General features: G+C 37.5%; 10 protein-coding genes. 6 read left to right on the top strand and 4 right to left on the bottom strand.

The window, feature by feature from the left end:
• Positions 1-888, top strand: coding sequence for a lysophospholipid acyltransferase family protein (locus tag I215_RS10630; RefSeq protein WP_008991964.1), 888 nt, complete (start codon positions 1-3; stop codon positions 886-888).
• Between the two features lie 7 nt (positions 889-895).
• On the opposite strand, the gene glmM is transcribed toward I215_RS10630, so the two are convergent.
• Entirely contained in the window at positions 896-2,284 is a 1,389-nt protein-coding gene (gene glmM, locus I215_RS10625) for a phosphoglucosamine mutase (protein ID WP_008991963.1), read from the bottom strand.
• A 152-nt stretch (positions 2,285-2,436) separates the two neighbouring features.
• Positions 2,437-3,078 (bottom strand): protein-L-isoaspartate(D-aspartate) O-methyltransferase, encoded by a 642-nt coding sequence (locus tag I215_RS10620; protein ID WP_008991962.1) that lies wholly within the window; start codon positions 3,076-3,078, stop codon positions 2,437-2,439.
• Positions 3,079-3,312: 234 nt separating this feature from the next.
• Between I215_RS10620 and I215_RS10615 the strand changes: the two genes are divergently transcribed.
• The 5 genes from I215_RS10615 to I215_RS10595 all read left to right on the top strand — a co-directional run bounded on the left by I215_RS10615 (position 3,313) and on the right by I215_RS10595 (position 8,332).
• Positions 3,313-4,278: a Gfo/Idh/MocA family protein gene (locus I215_RS10615; protein WP_008991961.1), complete on the top strand. Its 966-nt coding sequence runs from the start codon at positions 3,313-3,315 to the stop codon at positions 4,276-4,278.
• A 32-nt stretch (positions 4,279-4,310) separates the two neighbouring features.
• Positions 4,311-5,198, top strand: coding sequence for a 3-hydroxyacyl-CoA dehydrogenase family protein (locus tag I215_RS10610; RefSeq protein ID WP_040460255.1), 888 nt, complete (start codon positions 4,311-4,313; stop codon positions 5,196-5,198).
• A gap of 95 nt (positions 5,199-5,293) precedes the next feature.
• Positions 5,294-5,911 (top strand): acyl carrier protein phosphodiesterase, encoded by a 618-nt coding sequence (locus I215_RS10605; RefSeq protein WP_008991959.1) that lies wholly within the window; start codon positions 5,294-5,296, stop codon positions 5,909-5,911.
• A gap of 18 nt (positions 5,912-5,929) precedes the next feature.
• Positions 5,930-7,612 (top strand): gamma-glutamyltransferase, encoded by a 1,683-nt coding sequence (ggt, locus tag I215_RS10600; protein ID WP_008991958.1) that lies wholly within the window; start codon positions 5,930-5,932, stop codon positions 7,610-7,612.
• Between the two features lie 18 nt (positions 7,613-7,630).
• On the top strand, positions 7,631-8,332 hold the full coding sequence (locus I215_RS10595; RefSeq protein ID WP_008991957.1) for a hypothetical protein: 702 nt from the start codon (positions 7,631-7,633) through the stop codon (positions 8,330-8,332).
• A 67-nt stretch (positions 8,333-8,399) separates the two neighbouring features.
• Here the strand turns inward: I215_RS10595 and I215_RS10590 are convergent, their stop codons facing one another.
• Complete coding sequence (locus I215_RS10590) at positions 8,400-9,248, bottom strand: DUF2911 domain-containing protein (RefSeq protein ID WP_008991956.1); 849 nt, start codon at positions 9,246-9,248, stop codon at positions 8,400-8,402.
• A gap of 204 nt (positions 9,249-9,452) precedes the next feature.
• A complete protein-coding gene (gene rpsA, locus I215_RS10585; RefSeq protein WP_008991955.1) occupies positions 9,453-11,276 on the bottom strand; it encodes a 30S ribosomal protein S1 in 1,824 nt (607 codons plus the stop codon).
• Positions 11,277-11,678: the final 402 nt, after the last annotated feature.

Raw genomic sequence — 11,678 nt, 5'->3', positions numbered from 1 at the left:
ATGCAGCTACTTGCTTATTTATTAATCTATCCGATACTTTGGGTTATTTCCAAATTACCATTTGTTCTATTGTACCGGGTTTCGGACTTCTTACACATCATCCTTTTTCATGTGATAGGTTATAGGAAAAAATTAGTGCTAAAGAATCTAGAGCTATGCTTTCCTGAGAAAAGTCACCAAGAATTATTGACCATTCGAAAAAACTTTTATCTGCACATGTGCGATCTATTTTTGGAAATGATCAAGTCACTGTCAATGACTCCTGAACAAATGGCAAAACACGCAGTTTTTCATAATCTAGAGGTTTTAGATAGGTATGCTGAACAAAATAAAAGTGTCGTACTATTATGTGGACATTATGCAAATTATGAATGGGTACTATCACTTGCAAATCAAATCGAACACGAAGCTTTTGGCATATATTCTCCATTATCAAATAAATACTTTGACCGACTCATTAAAAGAATAAGAAAGAAAAACGGCGGAGAATTAGTCTCTAGATATCAAACAGCAAGAAAAGTCCTTAAGAATCATCGTGATAACCGATTATCACTTTACGGATTTGTAAACGATCAATCACCACAATTAATCCATGCGGACTATTGGCGAGAGTTTTTCGGTGTGAAAGTTCCAGTTTTTACCGCAGCCGAAACCTTGGCAAAAAAGTTTGATATGGCAGTGGTATTCTTCTGCGTTAAAAAAGTAAAAAGAGGGTATTATGAAACCACTATAATAGACATAACATCCAATTCAGCGAAATACCCCGATTACAAGATAACAGATATTTACTGGGAATATCTTGAGCGTGAAATCAGAAATAAGCCAGAGTATTACCTCTGGACTCATAACAGATTTAAACATAAAGATAAGGCCCCAAAGGAGGATTAACTTCCTGTTACACTACCGCAATAGCTTTTAACTCAGCGATAAATTTCTCAGCCAGATCATCTGCATTCTCCTGCGTGGTTGCCTCAGTATATATACGAATAATCGGTTCGGTGTTAGACTTTCTAAGGTGAACCCAGCTGTCAGAAAAATCAATTTTAACCCCATCGATGGTCGTAATATCCTCATGGCTATATGCCTCAACAACACTTTCTAAGATTTTATCCACATCCAATTCTGGGGTTAATTCAATTTTCTTTTTACTCATAAAATAGGATGGATACGAGTCTCTAAGCTCCTTAACGGTGACTTGTTTTTCTGCCAAATGGGTTAAAAACAACGCAACTCCTACTAAGGAATCTCTACCGTAATGGCTCTCAGGGTAAATAATACCCCCATTGCCTTCACCTCCAATGATGGCTTGTGTCTTTTTCATAAGTGACACCACATTAACTTCTCCAACAGCAGAAGCCTTATAATGCCCTCCGTGCTTTTGAGTAATATCCCTTAAAGCCCTTGAAGAAGAGAGATTCGAAACCGTATTCCCTTTGGATTTTCCTAGAACAAAATCTGCACAGGCAACCAGGGTGTATTCCTCTCCAAACATTTCTCCCTCATTGGTGATAAATGCTAATCGATCCACATCTGGATCCACCACAATACCCATATCAGCTTGTTTTTCCACAACGAGCTTACAGATATCGGTAAGGTGCTCTTTTAGAGGTTCAGGGTTATGTGGAAAGTCACCTGTTGGTTCGCAATACAATTCTATTACTGTTACGCCAAGTTCTTTCAAGAGTTTAGGTATGATCACTCCACCACTTGAATTAACACCATCAACAACTACTTTAAAATTGGCTGCTTTGATCTTATCTACATCCACTAGTGATAAATTCAAGACCTCATCTATATGAATATCCATATAGGAATCATTAAGTGTAATCTTTCCTAAATCATCTACTTGAGCAAAATTAAAATCCTCTTGCTCTGCAATATTTAATATTTCAAGTCCTTCTTCTCCATTTATAAATTCGCCTTTATGATTGAGCAATTTTAGAGCATTCCATTGTTTTGGATTGTGACTTGCCGTTAGAATAATTCCACCATCGGCCTTCTCTAGAGGTACTGCAATTTCTACCGTGGGTGTAGTAGACAACCCTAGATTTATAACATCTATTCCAAGACCTATTAAAGTAGATACCACTAGCTTTTCAATCATCTCTCCAGAGAGGCGAGCATCTCGACCCACTACGACCTTTAACCTCTGCTTTGAAGATTGCGATTTAAGCCAACTGCCATAAGCAGCAGCAAACTTTACCGTATCCAAAGGGGTTAAATTATCCGAAGTTTTGCCTCCAATAGTTCCTCTAATTCCAGAAATAGATTTTATAAGTGTCATATAATAATATAGTTAGATTATTTTATGTTAATTTTTTGATCACCACAGATCCTTTTAAAAATCACGTGGCAGACAAATATAACGTAAAGCTATAGGGTATATTTGTTTTAAACTATGATTTTTTCGTTAAATCAGATGAAAGGTAAGATTGCTTAATTTTTGTCCTCTAACATAGGTACAAATCTAAATTCACCATACTCAAATTTCTCAAATTCCTTAGGTGATTTACGAGTGTATAAAGTCATCACTTGAACATCATCTCCTACTGGAATAACAAGCCTACCTCCCACTTTAAGCTGTGCCATGAGTGGCTTAGGAACAAATGGTGCTCCTGCAGTTACAATAATACCATCAAAGGGTGCCTGGGAAACCAGTCCCTTATACCCATCACCGAAGATCATTTGTTTAGGCTTGTAGCCGAGCTTAGGCAAAAACAAATTGGTCTTTTTAAAAAGTTCTTTTTGTCTTTCGATAGTATAGACCTGGGCTCCTAATTCAAGTAAAACAGCAGTTTGATAACCGCTCCCGGTACCGATTTCAAGTATTTTACTCCCTTTTTTAACCTCTAATAATTCACTTTGAAATGCCACTGTAAAGGGTTGAGATATAGTTTGGCTAGCTCCAATTGGGAAAGCTTTATCTTGATAAGCATGTTCCTCAAAACTGCTATCCATAAACAAGTGTCGGGGTATTTTTTTTATTGCATTTAGAACCCTCTTGTCTGAAACCCCTTTTTGTTCTACGATTTCAGCTAATTTTTTGCGCATGCCCTGATGTCGGTAGGTATCTTTCAAAACTCCTGGAATATTAAGATGGATTAGTTTTCTACAAAACTAGACAATTTCAATGTAAAAAAGTAGTGGCATGAGTCTTAGCATTCACCTTTGGACTGATTGCCATAGTGTTGCTCTTTATAATATTTTTAGAATTTTTAAGGGATAAAAATAATTAGTTAGATTTCAGTCTTTTAAAAATTAAGGTTGAAAGAGTGCTTCAATAATCTTATTTTTGTTTAAAAACATACTTATATGCTTAAAGCAGGAGTTCTAGGTGCTGGCCACCTTGGGAAAATTCATTTGAAACTAATCAATCAATCTGATAAATATACACTCGTTGGATTCTATGATCCAGATGAAAAAACAGCGAAAAAGATCGTTGCCGAATTTGGCTATCGTTATTTTGATACCATAGAAGCCCTTATTGACGCAGTGGATGTTGTAGACATTGTAACACCAACGCTCTCACACTACAAATGTGCCGTTGAGGCCATTAAGAAAGGGAAACATGTGTTTTTAGAAAAACCCATTACCAATACTGTGGAGGAAGCCGAGCATTTAATTGCACTAGCAAGACAGCAGGGAGTAAAAGGGCAAGTTGGACATGTGGAGCGTTTTAATCCCGCTTTTTTATCGGTTAAGGATAAAATTGACAATCCAATGTTTATAGAAACCCATCGTTTGGCAGAGTTTAACCCAAGAGGAACTGATGTCCCTGTAGTACTAGATTTAATGATACACGATATCGATGCTATTTTAAGTGTGGTCAACTCCCCTGTTAAGGAGATTCACGCAAGTGGCACTTCGGTAATTAGTCAGTCCCCAGATATAGCCAATGCAAGAATTGAATTCGAAAATGGTTGTGTCGCTAATCTAACAGCCAGTAGAATCTCTTTAAAAAATATGCGTAAATCAAGATTTTTTCAAAAGGATGCCTATATATCCGTAGATTTTCTTGATAAAAAGGTCGAAGTTGTTAAAATGAAAAATGCACCAAAGGAGCCTGATCAATACGCTCTTATTCTTCAAAATGCTGAAGGTGAGAAAAAACAAATATATTTTGAAAACCCGAAAGTTCAACAAAACAATGCCATCCTTGCAGAATTGGAAACCTTTGCAGAGGCAATTGAAAACGACACTATCCCTGCAGTTAGTCTCGAACAAGGAACAGCTGCCCTAAGAGTGGCACTAAAAGTTGTTGAACTTGTAGGTAAATAATCAACTAGCACAAACTAAACTACATGGAAAACATTCAAAACATTACTGTCATCGGAGCTGGAACTATGGGCAATGGTATTGCACACACCTTTGCACAACACGGCTACAAAGTCTTTCTAAATGATATTTCTGGATCAGCACTTGATAAGGCAATATCAACCATAGAAACCAATTTAGACAGATTAGTAGCCAAAGAAAAAATATCCCTAGAGGTAAAAACTAATACTCTGGATAACATTATAACTACCGTGGATTTAAAGCAGGCAGTGGCAAGTGCAGATTTGGTAGTTGAAGCAGCGACGGAAAACCTAGATCTTAAATTAAAAATTTTTAAGTCCTTAGATAACTATTGTAACGATAACACAATACTAGCTACCAACACCTCCTCCATTTCAATAACAAAAATTGCTACCGCCCTATCTAATCCAGAACGTCTCATTGGAATGCACTTTATGAATCCTGTACCAATTATGCCACTTGTGGAGGTTATAAAAGGATACAATACCAGTGAAACGGTTTTAATGCAAATCATGAAGCTTTGTGAATCTATTTCAAAAATTCCTGTAGAGGTTAATGACTACCCAGGTTTTATAGCCAACAGGATTTTAATGCCAATGATAAATGAGGCAATCGAATCGCTATTTCAGAGGGTCGCTGGAGTGAAACAAATCGATTCTGTTATGAAGCTTGGAATGGCTCATCCGATGGGACCTTTACAACTGGCTGACTTTATTGGATTGGACGTTTGCTTGTTTATTTTAAAGGTTATGCATGATGGATTTAAAAACCCAAAATATGCTCCCTGCCCTCTATTGGTAAATATGGTTACCGCAGGTAAATTGGGGGTAAAATCAGGTGAAGGATTTTATGATTATAGTACCAGTAGGAAAGCAGATCAGGTAGCCAAACAGTTTAGTTGACCAAAAAAATGGTACTTTTAGTACCTGACAATTTAGCAAATGATGCTATGTCATCCTTTGGTAGTTTAGCATCACAAAAGTGAATCGCCTTATTTATGAATTTTTTAGCACATATATATTTATCAGGAGACAACCCTAAAGTCAAAGTGGGCAATTTTATGGCTGATAGTATACGTGGGAAAAGATATGAGGACTATCCACAAGATTACAAAAACGGAATCCTGTTGCATAGAGCGATAGATACCTTTACTGATGCACATCCAACAGTTCGAAAGAGCACCAAAAAGCTTCACGCGAACTACAGCCATTATAGCGGAGTGATTGTAGATATCTTTTACGATCACTTTTTAGCGAAAAATTGGCAAGACTACTGTAAACAACCCTTGGATATTTACGTGGAAGAATTTTATGACTTATTACAGGAACATTATCCCATACTCCCCATGAATATCAAGCGTATGATGCCCTACTTAATAGCTGATAATTGGCTATTGAGTTATGCAAAGATTGAGGGGATTTCAAAGGTACTAAATGGTATGAATCGTAGAACGCAAAACAGATCCAAGATGAATTATGCTACGGAAGATCTCCAAGAACACTACAGTGAATTTGAATCTGAGTTCACATCGTTTTTTGAGGAATTAAAGACATTTTCATCGGAGCAATTACAAAAGCTAACACGCCATAATCCTAATAGCCCTTTAGAGATCTAATAATCCCAACAGATATTTATGAAAAAGACACTTCTCTTCACCCTGTTACTTATTTCTTTCTTTGCTTGTAAGACTAAGGATGTCCCTAGAGGTCCTATTGCAGATCATGCCATGGTGGTGTCTGCTAGAGAAGAGGCTTCCGAAATTGGCCTAGAAATCTTAAAGAAAGGCGGAAATGCTTTTGACGCTATGATAGCCACTAAGTTTGCCCTAGCCGTTAGCTTTCCATTTGCAGGTAACATAGGCGGTGGAGGTTTTTTAGTTTACCGTCTTAGGGATGGCACTACGGGCACCCTGGATTTTAGAGAAAAGGCACCACTTGCCGCAACAAAACAAATGTACCTCGATTCTTTAGGTGAAGTGATTGCGGGTAAAAGTACCACAGGCGCATCCGCAGTTGGTGTTCCAGGAAGTGTTGCAGGAATGTTTGCTGCACACAAAAAATTCGGAACCCTCCCATTCAATACTCTTATCCAACCAGCTATTGACTTGGCTAAAAAAGGCGTAGTTGTGACCCAGAAACAGGCGAATTCTTTAAATTATTACAGAGATAAAATCGTTGAGGTAAGTGGAGATACTATCCTTTTTGCAAATCAGTTTGTGGCTAAGGACACTATTAAATACCAATCTTTAGCCAGAACATTAGAGCTAATACGCGATCACGGTCAAGCCGGGTTTTATCAAGGTGAAATAGCAGAAAAAATAGTAGATTTTATTAAATTTAATGGTGGTATTATAAGCCTAAAGGATCTTAAGCAATATCAAGCGATTTGGAGGGATGCAGTTGAGTTTAAGTATAAAGATTTAAAAATCATTTCCATGGGCCCTCCAAGCAGTGGAGGAATTACCCTAGCACAAATCATGAAGATGGTTGCACCCTACTCTATTGGAGATTTTTCCCATAATGGAACAGAGCATATACAACTATTGACTGAGGCTCAGAGAAGAGCTTATGCCGATAGGGCATATTTCCTAGGGGATCCTGACTTTGTACATGTACCACAACATCAACTTATAGATCAAGAATACCTGCGTAAGCGAATGAAGTCATTTTCCTTTGATACGGCGACTAGCTCATCGGATGTAGGCCATGGAGCGATAGAAATTCTAGAACACGATCAAACCACTCATTTCTCCATTGTCGATCCTATGGGAAACGCCATAGCTGTAACCACCACCATCAATGGGGCATATGGGTCCAAGCTATACAGCGAAGAACTTGGATTTTTCTTCAATAATGAAATGGATGATTTCAGTGTCAAACCAGGAACCCCTAATATGTTTGGTTTAACGGGTGGTCAGGCCAACAGTATTGCCCCTGAGAAAAGAATGCTCAGTAGTATGACTCCCACCATCGTTGAAAAGGATGGTGCCCTTTCCATGACCTTGGGTACCCCAGGAGGTTCTACCATCATTACTTCAGTTGCTCAAACCATGCTAAATGTATACGAATTTGACATGGGGATGCAGCAGGCAGTGGATGCTCCTAGGTTCCATCACCAATGGCTCCCTGATGAGGTCTTAATGGAACCTAATGGTTTTGATTCTCTAACCATACAAACCCTTAAGAACAAAGGCTACAAGATAAAACATGGACAATCCCGCATAATTGGAAAAGTTGATGGAATCTATGTTCTGCCTGATGGACGATTAGAAGGCGGTGCAGATCGTCGAGGAGATGACACCGCAGTAGGATTTTAACCCGCTTAAACTTAAGTTATGTTTTCTAAACTATTTAAATTTCTTTTTGTTGTCTCGATAGTGGTTCTTTTATTAGGAGCTGGGGCTTACTTCATTTTAAATCAACCCATTCCACCATCCAAATCTGGACCTAAGGCCGAAGAGTTAACTCAAAAAATGCTTAAGGCGATAAACTACACAAATTACAAAAAGGTGAGGTACCTCGAGTGGACCTTTAAGGGTAAGCATCATTATAAGTGGAACAAACTAAAGGGTCATGTTATTGTAAAGTGGGAGGATGTTGAGGTACAATTAAATCTTAACAACTACTCTAAAAGCGAGGTATTCATCCAAGGTGTTAAAATGCACACAGATCCCAAAGAAGATCTAATTGAGGAAGCAAAAACTTATTTTATAAATGATTCTTTTTGGCTTGTGGCTCCATTTGAAATTATGGATCCGAATGTTCAGCGACACAGTGTTGAATTAGAAGATGGCAGTGAGGGGTTACTAGTTACATATTTGGATAATGAGCAAAAACCAAAGAACACATATTTATGGTTATTAAACGAAGATGGTTTTCCAAATAGTTTTAAGATGTGGACAAAAGACAATCCTATAGGAGGACTTAAGGCTAGTTGGGACGATTGGAAAGTCACTGGGGCCAATATTTTCTTACCTTCACAGCACAAATTGCCACTACAAACAATAAGACTAACAAATCTAAAGGCATACAACTAAAAAAACCACAGAAACAAAAGTGAATTTACTTTGATTCTGTGGTTTTAGATTAACATATTTTTTAAGCCTATTTCTTAGTTTCCCATTTTTGGAGAGAATTTTGATTTAAACGAACATAATCAGAATTCCCTGCTGCTTCTGCAGCATTTATAGACTGTTTTGCGGTTGCTATAGCCTTTTTGGTTTTTCCGTTGGCATGCTGGATAAGCGATTGCTGATAGAGCATCCAAAATGCTGGTTCACCTTGCAAAGAGACTGCTTTCTCCACCCATTGCTCTGCTTTTTCAAGATCCTTTCCTTGCTGGAAGTAATAAACTGCAGCAGCGTAGTAATCTGAACCTGATGGACCATTAAAAGTATTCTCGATACTAGCCATCGCCTTTTTATCAGTAGGAACCTCAAAAGGGATTCCTATATAGGTGTTTTCCCATAAAATTCCTAACACAGCACCACTATTATTAAGATTATCCAAGGAAAGCGTAAATGTTTCTATTTTAAAAGGAAACGTTACTGGAGTAACTTGAAGTTCTACAGCTATATTGGACGCATCCCACTGTGCTGGATTTCCCCAATTATTAGTAGTGGTATAAAAATATACATCCCAATTTTCTTCTCCTGGTTTGGTATATAAGGAATACGCTCCTTTGGGCAAAGTTTGTCCTGCGATAATAACATCATCGCTAAAGGAGATTACAGTGTTTTCATTAGCACCAGTTCGCCATATCTTATCATAAGGTACTAATTCTCCAAATATTTCCCTGTCACGGAGTGAGGGTCGAGAATACGTAATGTTTACCTCGGTAAGACCAACGGTCTGCGAAATAGTCGCACCAGGGCTTGGATGTGGAGTCTGGACTTGTGCATTGATTTGAAGGCCACCTAGGACCATTAAAGCACATAAGAAGATTCTTTTCATGGTTGTTATATTAATTAGTTTTACTACAGGCAAGTTACACAAAATCTCTTTATGAGGTGAACAGTAAATGAGGGCTGTTCAGGTAAGAAAGTCCAATCACAAATTACCTTAAACAAAGGTGCTATAGTGCAGAATTTAGCAATAATAAAAGACCCTCCACAAGGGAGGGTCTTAGATTTAAAATTTTTGGAAAAGTTTTTTTAATTAAGCTTTTCCTTCCATTTTATCTTTCAATGCTTGAAGCTCTGCATTAGCATCTCCAAGGGTTGTTTTTTCCGCTTGATTACTACGTTTCGCTGCAGCTTTAACATTTTTCTCTTCTTCTTCTTTGAAGATAGCTGTATGAGAAGCAACAACTCTTTTGAATTCTTTGTTAAACTCGATAACTTTAAATTCAGCTGTCTCTCCTTTTTTCAGTTTTTTACCATCTTCTTTCTCTAAATGTCTAGAAGGGACGAATGCTACGATATCATCGTTGAATTCAATAGTAGCTCCTTTGTCAACGATCTCAGAAATTTCAGCGGTATGAACTGTACCTTCTCCAAACTCACTTTCGTATTTATCCCAAGGATTTTCAGTAGTTTGTTTGTGACCTAGGCTTAGTTTACGTCCATCAACATCAAGTTCAAGAACTTCAACCTCTAATTTATCACCTACGTTTACAAATTCAGAAGGGTGCTTGATTTTCTTAGTCCAAGAAAGATCAGAGATATAGATTAACCCGTCAATTCCTTCTTCAAGTTCTACAAACACTCCAAAGTTTGTAAAGTTACGTACAATTCCTGTGTGCTTAGATCCTACTGGATATTTAGAAGTAATATCAGTCCATGGATCTGGCGTCAATTGTTTGATACCTAGAGACATTTTACGCTCCTCGCGATCCAATGTAAGAATTACAGCTTCAACCTCATCACCAACGTTTACAAAATCTTGTGCAGATCTCAAGTGCGTTGACCATGACATTTCAGAAACGTGAATTAGACCTTCAACACCTTCAGCAACTTCGATAAATGCACCGTAGTCAGCGATAACTACTACTTTACCTTTAACTTTATCACCTACTTTTACTTCTTCTCCAAGAGCTTCCCAAGGATGTTTCTGTAATTGTTTAAGACCTAATTGGATTCTTGATTTATTATCATCAAAATCAAGGATAACAACATTAAGTTTCTGATCTAGCTCTACCACCTCATTTGGATGGTTGATACGTGACCAAGAAAGATCTGTGATATGGATAAGTCCATCCACACCTCCAAGGTCGATAAACACTCCGTAAGAAGTGATGTTTTTAACAGTACCTTCAAGAACTTGACCTTTTTCAAGTTGTCCGATGATTTCTTTTTTCTGTTCTTCGATATCAGCCTCGATAAGAGCTTTGTGAGAAACAACAACGTTTTTGAATTCGTGATTGATTTTAACCACTTTGAATTCCATTGTTTTACCTACATAAGCATCGTAATCACGGATAGGCTTCACATCAATTTGAGAACCTGGTAAGAAAGCTTCGATTCCGAATACATCTACAATCATACCTCCTTTAGTTCTACACTTAACGAAACCGTTAACAATTTCTCCTTTATCGTGAGCAGCATTAACGCGATCCCAAGCCTTGATAGTTCTAGCCTTACGGTGAGACAACACTAATTGTCCTGATTTATCTTCACGAACATCGATTAATACTTCAACCTTGTCCCCTACACTTAAATTAGGATTGTAACGAAACTCATTTAAAGAAATAACACCTTCAGATTTGGCGTTAATGTCGATAATAGCTTCTCTGTCAGTAAGGTGAACTACAGTTCCCTCAACAACTTCCTCATCAGCTGTATCAACGAAATTCTCTTCAACTAAGTTTTCGAATTCTTTTAATTTTTCGTCTTCAACTTGATCAATTCCTTCTTCGTAATTGTGCCAGTTAAAGTTCTTTAGAAACTCCTCAGTAGATACAGTTTCTTTTACTTCAGTTTGTGCTTGAGCAGAAGTTGCTTCTGCCGCTTGTTCTTTTTGTGTTTCTTTAGCTTCAGCCATTTTGCTGAGAATAATTTGTATTCTGTATTAAATCAGGAGGTTAACAATATTTAATCACAGAAGATGTTGTTATTAATTTTTAAACAAACCCTTTTCCCTCCTGGCTTAGTAAAAAGGAGTGCAAATTTACAATTATATTAATTGATTTACAAACAATTATATAAATATTCATAAACATACTGCGGAAACCCATTCATCTTTAGTGGATGGGAGGAAAGCAGTGATCCCCTTTGTTAATAACTTATTTTTTTAAATGTAATCATATAGCAACTTTTATGATCTTTGCATTATGAAAATGACTCTGAAAATCAAGCTTTTGCCTACCGATGAGCAGGCCGTATTGCTCCTTCAAACCATCAGGGAAGCTAATGCCTCTTATCAAGGGAGAAGCGGATCTGGTTT

The sequence above is a fragment of the Galbibacter marinus genome, from assembly GCF_000300875.1.
Taxonomy (GTDB): domain Bacteria; phylum Bacteroidota; class Bacteroidia; order Flavobacteriales; family Flavobacteriaceae; genus Galbibacter; species Galbibacter marinus.
The sequence above is the reverse complement of the archived record's forward strand: the minus strand, read 5'-3'. Positions and strand labels throughout refer to the sequence as shown.